Source organism: Mycetocola sp. BIGb0189, assembly GCF_024810155.1.
Lineage (GTDB): Bacteria > Actinomycetota > Actinomycetes > Actinomycetales > Microbacteriaceae > Mycetocola > Mycetocola lacteus.
In genome coordinates, this window is sequence record NZ_JANUED010000005.1 from 210626 (window position 1) to 228166 (window position 17541).

At 63.9% G+C, this 17541-nt stretch carries 14 protein-coding genes; 5 read left to right on the forward strand and 9 right to left on the reverse strand.

Annotated elements, in window-relative coordinates:
• The first annotated feature begins 2 nt into the window (after window positions 1-2).
• Window positions 3-977 (forward strand): glycosyltransferase, encoded by a 975-nt coding sequence (locus M2390_RS09760; protein ID WP_259178338.1) that lies wholly within the window; start codon window positions 3-5, stop codon window positions 975-977.
• Window positions 978-1069: 92 nt separating this feature from the next.
• On the opposite strand, the gene M2390_RS09765 is transcribed toward M2390_RS09760, so the two are convergent.
• Window positions 1070-2224 carry a hypothetical protein gene (locus M2390_RS09765; protein WP_259178340.1) on the reverse strand — a complete coding sequence of 385 codons (1155 nt, stop codon included), beginning with the start codon at window positions 2222-2224 and terminating at the stop codon, window positions 1070-1072.
• Between the two features lie 359 nt (window positions 2225-2583).
• Here M2390_RS09765 and M2390_RS09770 point away from each other — a divergent pair, with 359 nt between their 5' ends.
• A complete protein-coding gene (locus tag M2390_RS09770) occupies window positions 2584-4143 on the forward strand; it encodes a DUF2142 domain-containing protein (RefSeq protein ID WP_259178341.1) in 1560 nt (519 codons plus the stop codon).
• Between the two features lie 65 nt (window positions 4144-4208).
• Here the strand turns inward: M2390_RS09770 and M2390_RS09775 are convergent, their stop codons facing one another.
• The 3 genes from M2390_RS09775 to M2390_RS09785 form a co-directional block, all read right to left on the reverse strand.
• Complete coding sequence (locus M2390_RS09775; RefSeq protein WP_259178342.1) at window positions 4209-4742, reverse strand: hypothetical protein; 534 nt, start codon at window positions 4740-4742, stop codon at window positions 4209-4211.
• Window positions 4743-4943: 201 nt separating this feature from the next.
• The gene (locus M2390_RS09780) at window positions 4944-7406 is read right to left on the reverse strand and encodes a hypothetical protein (protein ID WP_259178345.1); all 2463 of its coding nucleotides are present in this window, start codon (window positions 7404-7406) and stop codon (window positions 4944-4946) included.
• 130 nt (window positions 7407-7536) lie between these two features.
• The gene (locus M2390_RS09785) at window positions 7537-10014 is read right to left on the reverse strand and encodes a glycosyltransferase (protein WP_259178347.1); all 2478 of its coding nucleotides are present in this window, start codon (window positions 10012-10014) and stop codon (window positions 7537-7539) included.
• A 190-nt stretch (window positions 10015-10204) separates the two neighbouring features.
• Here M2390_RS09785 and M2390_RS09790 point away from each other — a divergent pair, with 190 nt between their 5' ends.
• Window positions 10205-11131, forward strand: a complete 927-nt coding sequence (locus M2390_RS09790) for an ABC transporter permease (protein WP_259178348.1) — start codon at window positions 10205-10207, stop codon at window positions 11129-11131.
• A gap of 16 nt (window positions 11132-11147) precedes the next feature.
• A complete protein-coding gene (locus M2390_RS09795) occupies window positions 11148-12386 on the forward strand; it encodes an ABC transporter ATP-binding protein (RefSeq protein ID WP_259178350.1) in 1239 nt (412 codons plus the stop codon).
• Window positions 12387-12416: 30 nt separating this feature from the next.
• Here M2390_RS09795 and M2390_RS09800 read toward each other — a convergent pair whose 3' ends face one another.
• From M2390_RS09800 to M2390_RS09810, 3 genes are read right to left on the reverse strand one after another with little or no spacing between them, the layout of a single operon-like run.
• A complete protein-coding gene (locus M2390_RS09800; protein WP_259178352.1) occupies window positions 12417-13484 on the reverse strand; it encodes a glycosyltransferase in 1068 nt (355 codons plus the stop codon).
• Window positions 13481-13690 (reverse strand): hypothetical protein, encoded by a 210-nt coding sequence (locus M2390_RS09805; protein ID WP_259178358.1) that lies wholly within the window; start codon window positions 13688-13690, stop codon window positions 13481-13483. Before M2390_RS09805 ends, M2390_RS09800 begins: the two co-directional genes overlap by 4 nt.
• A 2-nt stretch (window positions 13691-13692) precedes the next feature.
• Window positions 13693-14955, reverse strand: a complete 1263-nt coding sequence (locus tag M2390_RS09810) for a glycosyltransferase (RefSeq protein ID WP_259178360.1) — start codon at window positions 14953-14955, stop codon at window positions 13693-13695.
• Between the two features lie 123 nt (window positions 14956-15078).
• On the opposite strand from M2390_RS09810, the gene M2390_RS09815 reads away from it, so the two are divergent.
• Window positions 15079-15966 (forward strand): glycosyltransferase family 2 protein, encoded by an 888-nt coding sequence (locus tag M2390_RS09815; protein ID WP_259178361.1) that lies wholly within the window; start codon window positions 15079-15081, stop codon window positions 15964-15966.
• Between the two features lie 67 nt (window positions 15967-16033).
• Here M2390_RS09815 and rfbA read toward each other — a convergent pair whose 3' ends face one another.
• Window positions 16034-16912 carry a glucose-1-phosphate thymidylyltransferase RfbA gene (gene rfbA / locus M2390_RS09820; protein ID WP_259178365.1) on the reverse strand — a complete coding sequence of 293 codons (879 nt, stop codon included), beginning with the start codon at window positions 16910-16912 and terminating at the stop codon, window positions 16034-16036.
• Window positions 16913-16916: 4 nt separating this feature from the next.
• The gene (locus M2390_RS09825) at window positions 16917-17522 is read right to left on the reverse strand and encodes a dTDP-4-dehydrorhamnose 3,5-epimerase family protein (protein WP_259178367.1); all 606 of its coding nucleotides are present in this window, start codon (window positions 17520-17522) and stop codon (window positions 16917-16919) included.
• Window positions 17523-17541: the final 19 nt, after the last annotated feature.

Here is a 17541-nt window from a genome sequence, read left to right on the forward strand (position 1 = left end):
CCATGTCACGGATTGCGGTTGTGCTGGCCACACATAATGGCGCACGCCACCTGAGCGAGCAGCTGCGCAGCATCGCCGCCCAAACCAGGCGACCCGACCTGGTGGTGGTTGCCGATGACGCGTCCACCGATGCCACCCTGGCGCTGGTCGAACGCGAGCTTGAGGGGGCCCTGCCGTTTACGGTGTTGACCTCCCCGACCCCGCTGGGCGTGCGGGGCAACTTCTCCCGTGCCCTGGATGCGGCCGCACTCGAGGCCGACGTGCTGATCCTCAGCGACCAGGATGACCGGTGGTATCCCAACCGCGTCGCCGCTGCCGCCGACTACTTTGACACGCATCCAGATGTCGCACTGGTCTTTGGCGATGCCGATCTGATCGACGATGCCGGCACCCGTCTCCCCGGCACCCTGTTTCAGACGCTGCCACTGCACCAGCATGAGCGTGACGCGGTGGAGACCGGCCGAGCCTTTGAGGTGTTCCTGCGGCGCAATCTTGCCACCGGGATGACGATGGCCTTCCGTGCGGATCTGTGGCGTCGGGCGGCACCGATTCCCGAGGGCTGGATTCACGACGAGTGGCTCGCGGTCATCGCCGCAGCCGAAACCCGAATCGGGATCATCACCGATCCGCTTGTTGAATACCGACTGCACGCCAGCAACCAGATCGGGGTGTCCCGCCCCACACTGCGCCGCAAGCTGGACCGGGTACTCAGCCCCCGCGGGAACCGCAACCGGGGATTGCGCGATCGAACCGCTGCCCTGGTGGCCCATCTCGATGGCCGAGACTCCGAAATCGACGCATCGATTCGCGCAGCCGCCCGGGGCAAACTGCGAATCGAGACGTTCCGTGCGGAGCTCCCCGATCGCCGAATCCGCCGGTTTTTCCCGGTGCTGCGCGAGGCCACACGTGGTGACTACGCGCGGTTCACCTCACAGGGCAATACCGAGATTCTGCGCGACCTTTTCCAACCGCGCTAGTCAGGAACACACCGGCGCGACCCGCCAGCTTCGCCCGCGCTCGTCAGGAACAGCCCGGCACGACCAGGCGGCTCCGGCCGCGCTCGCCCGACTCAGATCCCGGGGGTTCCGGTCTCCACCGGCACCGCGTCCGGCCGGGTCGTGCGGATCGCCAGCAGGTGCACAACCAGACCCAGCAGGGGTCCCGCGCTCAATGCCAGCACCGTACGGGTCGCCAGATCGATCGGGGCGAAGATCAGCGCAATGCTGGTGATCGCTGCCACCACCCAACCCACCACAAACGCGCCGTGCCGACTGGTGGCCACCGCCGCGGATCCACTCACGCAGAGTCCGGCGGTGAAACCGGCACTGGCGATCATGCCAAACAGCAGCAGGGGTGCCGGGTCGAAGGCCCCGTTGGTGATCCAGCTCACGATCGGCGGACCGATCAGCGCACCCAGCCCGCCCAGGACCACGGATGCGGCGATGATGACCAGGATCAGCCTGAGGGCAGATCCGACCGCGCGCGCCAGGTTCTTGGTGAAGTGCACAATCATGAAGCTCTGCAGGGCCAGCAGCGGAATGACGATCGGGGCCCGCACGATGGTGAACACAAAGATAATGGTGGCCAGTGCGGCATTGCCCTCGCCGGCGATCTTCAGAAACAGCGGGAAGCCCGAGACCAGCGCGGCGGTTGCCGCCGCACCGCCCATCGCCCGCAGCGTGTTCCAGCTGAGGGCCCGCCAGGACATGCCCAGCGCGGGTAGTCCATTCTTCCCCACCCGCATCGCCACCAAAAGAAGCACCACACACAGGGCAACAGGAAGTACCACGGCGGCCTGAATCGAGAGCGCCAGTCCCCCCAACACGATGGCGAAGGTCAGGGCGATCGCCCGAATCAGCGGGTCGGCAACGATCCCCAGCGAGAGCACACCCCAGCGTTCGTGACCATAGAGCAGGCCGCTGAGGCCCGCAAACACCGCGTAGAAGCCGGCCCCCACGGCGATGAACAGCGCCGCGGCGTATCCGCCCGACCCGAAGACCGCGGGGCCCCACAGGGCACCCGTCAGCGCCAACACCGCACACACGATCAGCGCGGCCACCACCAGGTAGCGACCGGGACGGGTCCCGCGCTCGATCTCGGGGCTCTGCCGCGCAATCGAGGAGGCCCGGGTGAACTCCTGCTGCACACCCGAGAGCGTGCCCACCACCAGGTAGAACGCCGCCCAGAAGGCCATGAAGGACTCATACTCGGTGGTATTGCCCAACGCCCGGCCCATTCCCAGTTGGATTAAATACCCTAGGAGTCCGGCGATTGCTGTCGAACCAAGCACCATGCTCAAGCCCCCGAACGCGAGCACTCGCGCTTTGGCCGGGCCGGGCACCACGGAGGCACCTCCCGTAGGTTCGGATCCTGAATTGGGATTCTCCGTGTGCACGTGCTGTCCTATCCGTGTGTCTCTCAGCCCGCGCCGCCGCCTGTCGGTCGCGGGGCTCAGCTGCATGTCTAGGCTACGCTAGGCTAGATCGTAATCTTATCTGTGGATGCGGGGCGGATCCTTACAGAGACAGCACGTTCCGCCGGCGATTCACCACCCATCAGTCACCGGACAGAGGACCCTCCTAAGTGCCAAAACGTTCACGCGTAAAAAGAGAGCCCATTCGCCCCATACTTGCCGCAATTCTTGCCGGCGGGATCTTCTTTATTCTCTCCTCGATTTGGGCGTTGAGCACTCCCCCCTCGTCGGTACCCGACGAGGCATCACACTTCATTCGTGCCGCGGCCGTGGCTCACGGCGAGTTCTACGGAACCGCCGGAGATGCGCATAACGGCACCGTGTACGTTGATGTACCCGCGGGTGTCGCATACTCACACAATTTCACCTGTAACGCGTTCAAACCCGACATCACGGTCACCACGTGCATGGACCAGCGTCCGACCGACCCCTCGGCAACCGTCTCCACCAGCACCACCGCCGGTCTCAACGCCCCGGGCTACTACATCCTGACCGGGTGGCCGTCGCTACTGATCAACGGAGACTCCAGCCTGTACGCCATGCGGTTGGCCGGTGCACTGGTTGCCTCGATCCCGGTGGCAATCCTCTTTGGGGCGCTGACCCGTCTGCGCGTGGGACGCTGGCCGTACCTGGCGGTGGGAGCAATCCTCACCCCGATGACCTTCTATCTCTCCGGCTCGGTGAACCCCAACGGGCTGGAAGCCACCTCGATCCTGGCCGTGTTTGCCACCACCCTGCTGCTGTCTCGCAAAACACTGAGTACCCGAGCGACCCTGGGCTATCTGGCCTTGATGCTGATCTCGGGTGTGCTGCTGATGTCCACCCGCAGTATCTCGATCCTCTGGCTGGTGATCGCCCTGGCCGTGGGTCTGCTGATGGGCGAAGGCAAGGTGATCGGTGCCCTGCTGCGTCGCCCGGTGACCTGGATCATCGGCGCACTCGGTGTGATCGCCGGCCTGGCAACCGTGGGCTGGTATCTGACCGCCCCGGATGTGGGTTCGCCTCCTCCCGGCGGCCTGATGCGCGGCGAGTTTGGAACCGCCCTGGCGATGCTCAACTCCACCGGAAACCAGATCATCGGTTGGATCGGTGAGTTCGGCTGGCTGGACACCCCCGCGCCGATCTTCACCCCGATCGTATGGGGTGGCGCCATCCTGATCACCTTCATCGTGGGCTTCTCCGTGGCCGGAAAGAAGAACCGTCTGATCATCGCCGGTCTGCTGGCGGTCACCCTGTTTATGCCGACCGTTGTCCAGACGATGGTGGTTCATGAGCTCGGGCAGATCTGGCAGGGCCGCTACATGCTGGCGATGGCGCTGCTGACGCTGCTGGTGTGCTCGATCGTCATGTCGGATGCGCGACTGCCCTGGCCCTCGATCCGCCGTCCCGCGCTGGCGGTCTTCGCCCTGCTCTGGGCCGCCCACGTGGCCGCCTACATCCTGGTGATCAAGCGCTACTCGATCGGCATCAACTACCCGCTGTTGCAGATGTTTGTGGCCCCGACCTGGACCACGCCGTTCGGCATCCCGATCCTGGCCCTGATCATCGCCTTCAGCCTCGTGCTGGCCGGTGGGCTGTGGCTGCTGTGGAAGCTCGCCGACAGCGTCCCGCTGGATGAGGACGCGCTGGATCTGCGCCGACTGCGCGAGCCCGAAGCACTCCGCGCCTAGACACACAAAAAGCTCCGGCCGCCCCGTCAGTGACGGGGCGGCCGGAGCTTTTGAGTACCGGGAGCCTAGCGGGTTGCCGTGCCCACCTGAACGCCGTTGATCGCCGTGCGAATCTCCTTGAGTCCGGGAACGGAACCGGCAACGCTGGAGAGGATGCTCGCGGCCAGCGGCGCGGTGTTTCCGGCCTGTGCCCCGGCGGTGAAGTTCACCACCACCACGCCCGCGCTGGGCTCGCTCAGGGCCGCGATGTAGCAGTAGGGGGCACCCTGGCTGCAGGTATCGCTGAACTGCGCCACCTGGAGGCTCGCCAGCAGCGCCTTCTGGGTCTGCTCCGCCAGGCCCGCCGAGGTATCGACGGTCGGCGGGACGGGGGCGGGGCCGGCACCGGATCCGCCGTTGGTTTCCTCCGGGGTCGGGGTGACCGCGGGATCGCTCGATCCACCGGGAGTGGGCGTTTCGCTCGGGCTCTGCGACGGGGACGCGCTCGGCGAGGCGCTCGCCGAGCTGGACGGGCTCGGCGATGCCGATTCGGAGGGCGTGTGCGGGGCGCAGCCCGCAAGCAGGAGGACCGCGGCAAGAACCGGAGCGATACGTTTCATGCTTCCACAATACGGGCTTGGCCAGATGGCGGGTGGCAGGTTGTCCGCGTGCCGCAGCACGCTGCCCACCCGAGCCTCCCGGCCCCACCGTTCGGCACCACAAAACCCCTCGAAGACGCACAAACCCCCGGGTGTTGGCGGATCCGAAGATCCACCATCACCCGGGGGCTGGGTGCCTCACGAGGAGTCAGGCGGGTGTGACTAGTTCACCGTCACGCTCTTACAACCGAGCAGGGTGTTCCCACCCGCACCGTTGTTAATCGCGTACATGCACACGTTGTTCACGCCGGGACGCCCCTGCATCTGCGTTTCGAACCCGTGGTTGGGTCCAAATGCCGGATACACGGTTGAGACGTCGGGTCGGCTGGTGTCCGCGCGGAACGCGGTGCTGGCCTCGTTGACGTACATGTGCACGGCGATCGGATCGTTAGTGTCCGGGTCAATGGCCCAGCCACGTGCGGAGATCGTTGTGCCACTCACCGAAACCGAGTCGAACCAGCCAAACGGCGGGCGACCCTGATCCACGATGGCCGACGGAATGGTGACCGTCCGGCAACCGAGCAGGGCGTTGCCACCCGGCCCCGTATTGATGCCGTAGATACACACATTCTGCGTGCCCGAGACCCCGGTCACGTCCACGGTAAACCCGTGGTTCGGGCCGTAGTCCGGGTACAGCGCGGCGACATCCGGTCGTGCCTTGTCGGCGCGCACAGCGACGCTGCGACCGCCCACATACACGTGGACCTGAATCGGCTCACTGGTATCCGGGTCGATGGCCCAACCGTTGACCGTAACCTTGCCCGGTGCCACCGGGGTTGCGTCCAGCCAACCGATGGGCACACGACCCTGATCCACGATCTTTGCCGGAATGTTCACGGTCATACACCCGAGCTGGGTGTGACCGCCGGGTCCGGTGTTGATGGCGTACATGCACACGTTTTGGGTGCCTGCGACGCCGGTCATCGTGGTCTGGAATCCGTGCTTGTTTCCATAGGCGGGATACGCATTGGCCACATCGTTGCGGACACCGTCGGCGGTGTAGGCCGCACTCCGGGCTCCGACGTACATGTGGACCTGGATCGGCTGTGCGGTATCGGGGTCAAGAGCCCACCCCGATGCGGTGACCTGGCCGGGGGCAACAACAACCTTCTCGAAGTTACCGATCGGCGCGCGACCCTGCTCGGTGGGTCCGGTGGAACCCGGGATGGTTGTCTTTTGACAGTCCATCTCGGTATTGCCTCCGAGGCCCACGTTGATACCCCAGATACACACGTTCGTATCGCCCGGTGGAGCGGCGACCGAATAGGTGAATCCGTGCTTGGTCCCGTACGCCGAATACGACGCCGGTACCGACTTGGTGTCCTGGTCGGCGGTCACCGCATAGGAGGCGGATCCCACATAGACGTGGACGGTGATCGGTGCGGCGGTGTCGGGGTCAAGAGCCCACCCCGTCACGGTGACCTTGCCGGACTCGGCGGTCACCTTATCGATACCCCCAACCGGCGAACCGGAGGGAAGGACCACATCACCACAGCCAAGCAGGGTGTTGTCTCCGGCACCCACGTTGATCGCGTAGACACAGATCTTATGGCTGCCACCCGGACTGACCGGGACGGTGACATCAAATCCGTGCTTCGATCCGAACCCGGGGTACGCTGCCCCCACGTCGGGCCGGTCGCGATCGGCGGTGTACGCGGTGCTCGCGTTATCCACGTAGACGTGCACCTGGATCGGGTTTGCGGTGTCGGGATCAAGCGCCCATCCCGTCACACGAACCTGGCCGGGCGACCCCTGAACCGATTCGAACGAACCAATCGGGTTGGAGTTTTTCACCGGTCCACCAAACCAGTCGGTGTAGTACTGGTAGAAGTTCCGGTTTCCGTAGGAGGAACAGGCATCGCCGGTTCCGTAGCCCGCGGCAATGGCGGCCGGGTTGGGCTGATACGGGGTGTAGTAGTACAGGGCTGCGGTGGCCTTGTTCCGAATGGTGATGGTCTTCGAACCGCACGCGGCGTTCGGGTTCCACATCACCGCGGAGGGCTTACCCACCGGGAACCAGGTAAAGAACTGGGACGTGCCCGGCGGGTTACCGTAGCGCTTCAACTGCCAGGCCGCCATATAGACCTGGTTATAAAAACCGTAGTAGCGCGTGTCACACGCCGCGGTATCGGGGCAGGCGTAACCCATCGCTGCGTTCCAGCGATAGTTTCCGTACTTACCCGGTGCCTTGGCGGTAACCAGTCCCTGCTCCTTTTCGAGCATGACAATAAGAGCCTGCGGGTTGAGTCCACAGGCTTGGGAAACCTTCATCAGGATCGTTGCGGCACTCTCGTTTGAGGCACCCTTATAGGCTGAACACATCTGATCAGCGCCGCGGTCGAACGTGTTGATACGAAGGTTGATCAGGCAGTCGTTACCGGGAGTACAGGTGGAAACCTTACTCTGCAGGAACTGCTGAATCTGGTCGGCATTCATCGTGCCGGGGTTGTAAAAATCCGCGTCGCTGATGATTTGCTCGGGATTAAACTTGCTGAGGTCCGCCGCCTGAGCGCCGGGTCCACCCCGGACAGGCAGAGCAACAAGAACCGCGGCGAGCAGTACCACCGCGATCACCGAACCAAATATCTTACGAGCGGATGTCATCTGATTGGTGATTTCATCCACCTGGCCAGCTTAGCTCCTAGCGAACAATATGCCGGGCGACAGGCGGAATTGGCACCAACCGACGCCACCCATGAAAATGGCCGGTTCGCCCCATAAATAGGGCTGAACCGGCCATTTTTCTCGGTGGATCCTAGCGGGTCAAGCGCTTCTTGACCCGGCTGGCGACGGCGCGGACGCCACCCTCCTTGAGGTAGAAGACCGTGGCACGAATGTCCTGTGCGAGCTTGCCCGGGCGACGAGCCGGGGCAAAGGAAACCTGGGCCACGGCGGCGGAGGATTTCACCCCGGGTGCCTTGTCGGCCGAGTGCACGGGGTTCCGGCAGAACTCGATCAGCGGTGCCATCGCCTTCTCCCAGAAGAAGTCCTTACGCACACGCGCCACATTCTTGCGTGCGGCTGCCTGGAACTTCTCATCGAAGAGGGTCTTCTCAATGGCCTCTGCCAGCGCATCGACGTCGCGCTCGGGAACCGAGACTCCCAGCTTCTGCTGCGAAACCAGATCGCCGAAGGAGTCCCCCTCGGTGGTGATGATCGGCAGTCCCGCCCACAGGTAGTCGAGGATTCGGGTGCGGAACGAGAAGGTGGTCTCGACGTGCTGGAAGTGGGTGGAGACACCCGCATCGGCCTCCAGCAGGTAGTTCTGGCGCTCGTTGTAGTCAACCCAGACCTCGTTGAAGAACACGTTGGTTCCGGTGATGCCCTCGGCCTCGGCGACCGCACGAGCGCGCGAGACAACCTCCATCTCGGGCACATCCGGGTTGGGGTGCTTCACACCCATGAAGAAGAGCTTGAGGTTATCGTGCTTCTTGGATACCTTGGCGACGGCGCGAATCAGGGTTTCCGGGTCGAACCAGTTGTAGATGCCGCCGGCCCAGATGATGATCTTGTCATCCTCGCCGATGCCCGGCACCACACCGCGCATGGCGGGCTTGGTTTTCACCGGTGCGTCCGAGGACAGTCCGAACGGGGCAATCGCGATCAGCGAACCCAGGTCCCCATCGCGGGAGTAGGTGAACGCGTTGACCCGGCCCACGGCGCTGAGCTGTCCCAGCCAGAAGTGGCGCTGACGCTCGCTCGCGGCCAGGAAGAAGTCTCCCAGCACCAGCTGGCTGTTGAGCAGTTCGGTGGCGTCCTTGATCTGCTTGTTCCAGCGGTTCATTCCCAGCTCGCGTGCCTGCTCAAGCTGTTCGAGGTGCATCGGGTCGTATACATCTACCACGAGCACCTTCTGGCTGGTGGCGATCGCCGGGAAGACCACCGACGCGTGCCCCTGGAAGATGATGACATCGGCCCACTGCTCGTGCTGCACGATGCTCTTGGGGCGGTGACGATCCACGGTTGCGATCGTGAAGTTGGGGTCGGTGATGGTGGCGTTGCCCATGGTCACCAGGCGGACATCGTGCTCCTTGGAGAGCAGGTTCGCCATGTTCCAGGCACGAATGGCGGGGCCCGCCATCTTCAGCCCGATGGTGTCACCGGTGATGATCAGGACGCGGCGGCGGCCGCCCACGTCCAACTGTCCGAGGGTGGAGACGATCTTGTCGTATCCGCGCAGGTAGTTTTCGATCGGGTAGGCGGGCTCGTCGGTCTTACCAAACAGCGGGGAAAGCTGACGATCCGAGCGGGTGCGGGTGGCCTGCACCTGCTCGCGGGCGGCCTGCATCTCGGGCAGCTTTTCCACAAACTGGTCCATCGCGAAGATTCCCGCCATGGTCTGCTTGGATACCGGCATGGTCTCCTGCGAGTCGTCACCGGGGTTGCGCAGGTCCAGGCTCTCCGAGTCGAGCTCCCCGCGGGCCACGGCACGGCGCAGCGCCAGCGAGAGGGCACCGGGAAGCACCCGGGCCAGCGACTCATCGTCGAGGTTCTTGTACAGGGTGAACAGCGCGTTGCGCTCCAGCAGGTACGTCTCGCGGAAGTTGCCGAACTTATTCATCGAGGCGTGGTGCTTGTGGTACGCCAGGGACTTCGGCTGGTAGCGGAAGCGGTAACCCAGCAGGTTCATCCGCCACCCCAGGTCCACGTCGTCGTAGAACATAAAGAAGTTGTCGTCGAAGCCGCCCAGCTCCTCAAACACGGTGCCCCGCATGAACATGGCGGCACCGGTACCAAAGAGCACATCGCGCTCGTCGTCAAGGGAGCCGTTATCCGGCGAGCCCGCCTGGGGCTTGTATCCCATGCCATACCAGGTGATCGAGGCGGCGGCATAGTCGATGTTGACGCCCTCCCAGTCCAGCACCTTGCTGGCCACGGCACCGATGTCCTGGCCAGAATCGAAGGTACGCACGGCCTCCAGGATCCAGTCCTGGTGCGGACGCGCATCGTTATTGAGGAATGCGACGAACTCCCCGCTGGATTTCTCAACACCCAGGTTGCAGCCGCCGGTGAATCCAAGGTTTGCGCCGGAATCAATCAGGGTAATGGTGTCGCCCAGGGCCTTCAGACGTTCCAGGCTGTCGTCCCCCGAACCGTTTTCCACCACCACAATCTCGAGCTTGTCCTGGGGCCAGTTGAGCGCGCGCAGGCCCTCAATGCAGGTGATCGTGTCGTCCGTGCCACGGAAATTAACCAGGACAACGGACACCACGCCGGAGCGTCTCTTCTTCACAGGGGACCTCGAATACGTTGAAACCAACATCTACCAAAGCTGCAGTCTACCAAGCATGCCTGATCCTTCACCGTGCCTCGCCCCAGTAACGCAGGCCGAGCTTTTACAGGAGGCGCGGAGAATCGCGAAGGTATACTTTGATGCTGACCGTTCGCTCCGTGTGAGGAACGCCCCGATGGAAAAAGGAAACATGACGCCAGAAGACCGTATGGAGCGCCTCTCCCAACTGCCGCTGACCCGAGTGGGAGGTCTCTCGGCCGGATCCGGAGGGTTCTGGAGCACGGTGCGGGAGATCCTGGGCCGCACCCCAATGCTCGCGCTTCTGGTGCGCCGCGATATCAAGGCACGTTATAAGGACAGCTCGCTGGGTCTGCTGTGGACGCTGATTCGTCCGCTCACCCAGCTGATGATCTTCTACCTCGTTGTGGGCAAGTTCCTGCAGGTTGAGCGCGGAATTCCCGAGTTTGCGATCTACATCTTCAGCGGTCTGACCGTCTACGGCCTGTTCTCGGAGATCATCAGCTCCGGAACTGGATCGATCGTGGGCAACTCGGGCATCATTAAGAAGGTGTACCTGCCGCGGGAGCTCTTCCCGATGGCGGCCACCGGCACCGCACTGTTTAACTTCTCGATTCAGGCCGTCATCCTGATCATCGCCACCTTCGCGGTGGGAAGCCCCCCGCTGACCGGCGATCTGATCTATGTGATCCCCTCCATCCTGCTGCTAATCGCCTTCGCGTTCGCGATCGCCCTGCTGCTCTCGGCGATCAACGTGTACCTGCGCGACGTCCAGTACCTGGTCGAGGTGTTCCTGATGGTCATGATGTATGCCTCCCCGATCATCTACTCGTGGACGATGGTGAAGAAGGCCCTCGGCGACGGAATCCTGCTGCAGATCTACACCAACAACCCGGTCACCCTGGCGGTCCTGGGATTCCAGCGAGCCTTCTGGACCGCGGGTCACGTCGAGAACTACCCGGATCCGACTCTGGCCCCCGAGTACCCGGATTTCCTCCTCCTGCGGATTCTGATCGCCCTCGTGGTGTGCCTGTTCTGCGTATTCATTTCCCAGCGAATCTTTGCCCGTTTGCAGGGCAACTTCGCCCAGGCGCTCTAGGAAGTTAGACAACATCGTGACTATCACCGATTCCCCTACCCCGAGCACCAATCCGGTCCTCGTCGAGATCGACGAGGTGTCCAAGCGGTTTGTGCTGCGCAAGGACAATTCGCTCAAGGAGCGCATCGTGAACTTCCGTCGTGGCGCCAAGCACCGCGAGGATTTCTGGGCGCTGCGCGATGTCTCCATCTCCATTCAGGCCGGCACCACGATCGGTCTGATCGGCCACAACGGGTCGGGAAAATCCACCCTGCTCAAGGTCATCGGTGGGATCCTGGATCCCTCCTCGGGCAGCATCAAGCGTCGTGGGCGCATGGCAGCCTTGCTGGAGCTGGGTGCCGGATTCCATCCCGATCTGACCGGTCGCGAAAACGTCTTCCTCAACGCGGCCATCCTGGGCCTCAGCCACGAGGAGACCGAGCGCCAGTTCGATGACATCCTGGCATTCTCGGGCATCGGCGAGTTCATCGATACCCAGGTGAAGTTCTACTCCTCGGGCATGTATGTGCGCCTGGCGTTTGCCGTGGCCGTGCACACCGATCCCGACATTCTGCTGGTGGACGAGGTCCTGGCCGTGGGTGATGAGGCGTTCCAGCGTAAGTGCATGGATAAGATTCGCTCATTCCAGCAGGACGGGCGCACCATCATCCTGGTGACCCACTCGATGGGTCAGATCCTGGAGCTGTGCGATCGCGCGGTACTGCTCAATCAGGGTGTCCTGGAATTCGACGGGGATCCCCGCCGGGCCGTGGCGCTGTTCCGCGACAACCTCGAGGACCGCCGCCTGGAAAACGAGGCCGACGGCCCCGAGGGTGAGGTCGCACCGACCGCCCGGATCGTGGCCCACACCTCGGCCGGAACCACCGAGTCGGGAACCGTCCTGGTCCCCGAGGCACCGCTGACCCTGACCATCGACATCGACTGCGACCAGGAGATTGACGACTGGATCTGCGCGATCCAGATCGACAACACGCTGGGCCAGGCCGTCTACGGCACCGCAACCGACCGGCTCAAGGTTAAGCCCTCCCCGCTGCACCGCAATCGGCGGGTGGAGTTTGAACTCCCGCGTACCCACTTCGGTCAGGGCAAGTACTTTGTCAACGTCTCGATCATGGACTACGCCGGACGCCACCTGCACGATAAGCCGCAGGCCTGCTCATTTGATGTGGAGTCCTCGGATGAGTGCCGCGGGGCAATCTTCATGCCCGCCAACTTCATCGATCGTGGCGAAACCGCCACCTTCGACAACGAGTAGTACCCCTACCCTCGCCGAGATCCTGTGCGGCTATCCGCGCAGGATCTCGGCGAAGTCCGTACTGACCCTGATTGCCGCACGCGGCTCGGCGAATGCGCGCGCGGCCGCCTCCAGCTCGGCGCGCTCGGATACCGCGTGCTCCAGGGCTTGACTCAGCGATTCGGCAAAGGGTGCCTCGGACGGCTCGGTGATCGGGAACACCCACGGCTCGCTCAGTAGATGCGTGTTCTCGCGGATCTGCGGAACCAGTACCGGGCGACCATAGGACGCGGCCAGATACACCACCCCGGAGTTCAGCCCACCGCGATAGGGCAGCACCACCAGATCACAGGCGGCAAACAGCAGGTCCGCGCGCTCATCGCTCACATGCTCGATATAGGCGCTCACATCATCGCGCGCACCCAGCAGCGTCGTGATGCCCGCCTCGGTGTAGCCGGGGCCGCGCGCACCGGCAATCATCAACCGGGTGGGCTCATCCGCATGGTGATCGGCCCGGGTGAGGGATGCCAGCAGACGCTCGATTCCCTTATACGGGCGCAGCATCCCAAAAAACAGTGCCACCCGCTCGGCCTCCGCAAGGCCCAGCTCGGACCGCGCCTGTGCGCGTGTAACCGTGCTGGCCTGGGCGTCCGGGTAGCTGGGGTGGGAGAGCACCCGTGTCTTCTCCGCGGGCAGCAGGTAGAGGTGGGCAACCAGGCGTGCGGTGTCCGGGTTCATCACGGTGATCGCGTCCACGCGGTCACACAGCCACCGGCACAGTTCGATCTCCGGCCCCAGGTAGAAAACCTCGTGCGGTAGGGCGTTGTGAATCGTCCAGACGATGCGTCCCCCGGCGCGCTGATACGCCTCCAGGCGGCCCATCGCGCTCGCGACGGCCCCGAAAGACTCAACCAGGCTTGGCACCGACTGGGAGATCGCGGCGGTCCAGTTCAGGTGCAGCACCGAGTCCTCGGCCGCTCGGGCCTCGGTGGGAAGCTCATCCAGGCTCGCGATCGGGACGGTGTGAAACTCCTCCGGGTCCAGCCCCGAGTACATGAGTCCCTGCCAGGGATTATTGGCATAGTGCGGGTACACAAATACCCGGCGAGGCTCGCTCATCGGTTCCTCCGTAGGATACGCCGGGCCAGGGCGCGCAGCCGTCGAAACGGTACCCGGGCGGCGTGGAGTTCGGCGCTCAGCTCCGCCACCCGACCACGCTCATGCGCCAGCTGGCGGGCAAGATCGGCGGACTCAGCAACCGACTGGCGCAGAAGTTCACGCATCGTCTCGGCAGCCAGCTCCTCGGCGCTACCCCGCTGGTTCATGGTTAGGCCCGGCCTCGGAACAGACGCTTCACACGCCGCACCACCCGCACCGCCGGCAGGGTGGCGATCCGAGTGAGCTCAGCATGAGCGTTTTGAACCTCGGCGCGTAGACCGTCATTTTCTGCCTGGACAAGCGCCAGGCGTTCGGTTGCGTGGGCGGCCTCACCGGTGAGACGCTGCTGATGGTACTCGGCAACCAGGCGGCGAGCCCGCTCATCGGCGAGATCCGCCAGCGGGCCCGTCTCCACCCGGTTCGCCGAGGAATCGGCGCGGACCCGGGCGAGGAAGTCGACAAGAGCGACGGCTCGCGCGGTGTAGTCATGACGCTCGATCACCACCTCGTGCAGGCGTGCGGCCAGCGCGGCACTCCCCTCGGGATCCGCGTTCAACCGGGTAAGCAGCTCGGTGAGTTCCTCGGGTGAGGAGTAGACGGGCACCTCATCGAGGCCCAGCTCGTCCAGCCCCCGTCCCTCATTCAGGATGGGCAGCGCACCGGCCGCCAGCGACTCGTACAGGCGGCTGTTCTGCGATCCGTATTCCCGCGCCGACGGGGTCAGATCATCCAACACAAAACGGGACTGTGAGTAGAGATCGGGCAGCTCAAAGAAGCTGATCGGAGCGTGGCGATGAACCGAGGAACCGTACTCGTTGGCGGTGTTCTGGCGGGCACCAAACCAGTGCAGCGTGATGTCCTCGGGCAGTGCCGCCACCGCCCGCTGAATGTCTCGGTTCTGACCCCACTCGTTTACGGTGGTGGAGAGATCCACCGTGCGCTCGCGGTCGGCACGCGGACGAAACAGCCGACAGTCCGCGGCGATGGGCAGGACCGCCGCGGGGCCCGCAAAGTTCTCGGTGATGCGGGTGAGGGCTGCCGAGGAGGAGGCCAGCACCCCGTCAAAAGCCTGCAGATAGTGCAGGGTCGCCCAGGAATCGGTCCAGTTCCGAGCCCAGGCCAGCCGGGTCACATCCGGTCCCATCAGGGCGGGAACGTAGCTCTCCAGCATCGCGATCGACACCGTGGTTTCCGGGGGCAGCACCTCTCCCCAGCGAGTCTGGTCCAAAAAGCGCACACCCCAGCCCAACCGATCCAGCGCGGAGGCCAGCCCCAGGGCTACATAGAGGTCACCACGACCGCTTGCCGGATCGGTATTGGAGACGGCAAACACCACGTTCTCGGGCTTGTCTGCGGCAATGGTTCCGGCCAGGAGACGACGGTATTCGGCACCAACAACGTCGTTGGCGTCAAAGGGGAGAGTAATGCTCACAAACTTCTCTTTCATCCGTGGTCGGAGCCCAAGATACGGGCACTGCCGATGTAGCAAGCGTACTGGTCAGACGGCGTGATTCGTGTATCCGTGTCTCGTCAAGTCGCGTAAGATGGAGCGGGTATGGATTCCTCAGCCACCGCCTCCGTCCCCCAGCGTGTCTCGACGATCACGGTGAGCTACGGATCCGCCGAGGTCCTGCCCGGGCTACTGTCATCCCTCCGCGATGCGTACGGCTCCGAGCTGCCCATCACGGTTGCCGATAACAACCCGGCCCGCGCCGGCGTGCGCGACCTCAGCGAGCACTATGCCGCCCGATACCTGCCGATTCCCGAGAACCCCGGATACGGGGCGGCGATCAATCGCGCGGCCGAATCTGAAACCGAGCCTCGCGAGTGGATCTTCGTCTGCAACCCCGACCTTGAGGTGAGCCCCGGCTGCCTGGAGGCGCTGCTCGCCGTGGCCGATAGCGACCCGCAAATTGGCGTCCTGGGACCCCGCATCCTCCAGCCCGACGGCGAAATCTATCCCTCCGCCCGCAACGTCCCCTCGATCCGCGCCGGCATCGGTCACGCGCTGTTTGCCAACATCTGGCCCAGCAACCCCTGGAGCGCGAACTATCACAACCGCACCGAGGGCAGCGAACCGCGAGACTCGGGGTGGCTCTCCGGTGCCTGCCTGCTGATCCGTCGGGACGTTTTCACGGCGCTGGGCGGATTTGATGATTCCTACTTCATGTACTTCGAGGACGTGGATCTGGGCTACCGCGCGGGAAACGCGGACTGGCGCAACGTCTACGTACCCGCCGCCACGGTGACCCACACCGGCGGCCACTCCACGCAGGACAGCTCGGGCGAAATGCTGCTGGTGCACCACCGCAGCGCCGCTCGATTCCTCGGGCGCAAGTACTCCCACCCACTGCTCTGGCCGCTGCGCGCGGTCCTGAATGTGGGGCTCGGGGTTCGTGGACACCTCCTCGCCGCCAAGGCGCGGCGCACGCAGCGCCACTAGATTCGCCCCCACCAAAACGATCGGGCACCGGGATTTCCCGGTGCCCGATTGTTAGTGGTGCATCACCCTAGCGGTCGATGTGTGCGGAATCGACCAGGTGGGCGAGGTAGCGTCCGTATCCGCTCTTGACCAGCGGAGCCGCCAGCGCGCGCAGCTGATCATCATCAATCCAGCCTGCACGCCAGGCGATCTCCTCGATGCAGCCGACCTTGAACCCCTGACGGTCCTCGATCACGCGCACGTACTCGGAGGCCTGCATCATCGACTCGAATGTGCCGGTGTCCAGCCACGCGGTACCCCGATCCAGAACCTGAACGTGCAGGTTGCCCTGGTTCAGGTAGCGCTCGTTGACGGTGGAGATCTCCAGCTCGCCGCGGGCACTGGGCTCGATGGTCTTGGCAATCTCGATGACCGAGTTGTCGTAGAAGTACAGGCCGGGCACGGCGTAGTTGCTCTTGGGCTGCGCGGGCTTTTCCTCGATCGAAATCGCGGTGAAGGTCTCGTCAAACTCGACCACACCGTAGCTGCGCGGGTCGGCAACCGGGTAGGCGAAAATCACCGCGCCGTCGATCTCGTTGTGGTTACGCAGCGCCGACCCCAGGCCAGTGCCGTGGAAGATGTTGTCACCGAGCACCAGCGCTACCGAGTCATCACCGATGAACTCCTCACCGATGATGAACGCCTGCGCCAGGCCGTCCGGGGAGGGCTGAACGGCGTACTCCAGGCGGATGCCCAGGTCCGAACCGTCTCCGAGGAGCGCCTTGAACTGCTCGTTGTACTCGGGGGTGGTGATGATCAGAATCTCGCTGATTCCGGCCATCATCAGGGTCGACAGGGGGTAATACACCATCGGCTTGTCGTAGATGGGCATGAGCTGCTTGGAGATGCCCTTGGTGATCGGCCACAGCCGCGTGCCGGAGCCTCCGGCGAGAATGATGCCCTTCATGGCGTTAGTTACCCTTCAGCGAGTCGTAGTAGGCGCGGGCGGCTTCCCAGGTGGGCAGCAGACCGGCGGCGGCGGCTTCGGCAAGGCCCGGGGCCTCGGTGTCCTTCGGGGAGAGCAGCGGGGTGCCGGCCTCCTCGGGGAACACCAGACCGATTTCGGGGTCGAGCGGGTTGATCCCGTGCTCGCGGTCCGGACGGTACACGTCGTTCACCAGGTAGGTCACGGTTGCGTCATCGGTGAGCGCAACAAAGCAGTGTCCCAGGCCCTCGGAGATGAAGATCGCGCGACGGTCCACATCGTCGAGCAGAACCGAGTCCCACTGCCCGAATGTGGGCGAGCCCACCCGGATATCGATCACGAAGTCGAGCACGGCACCACGCGGGCACATCACGTACTTGGCCTGGCTCGGAGGCACATCGGCAAAGTGGATGCCACGAACCGAGCCACGCTTGGACACCGAGGTGTTCACCTGCGCGAGCTTGATCGAGCGGCCGGTTGCCTCCTCGAGACGGTCGAAGCGATACGCCTCAAGGAACAGTCCACGGTCATCCCCGAACTGCTTCGGGGTGATCTCGTAGCTGTCGGGGATCTTCAATTCACGAATTTGCACGGAGGCAGTCTACCAATTC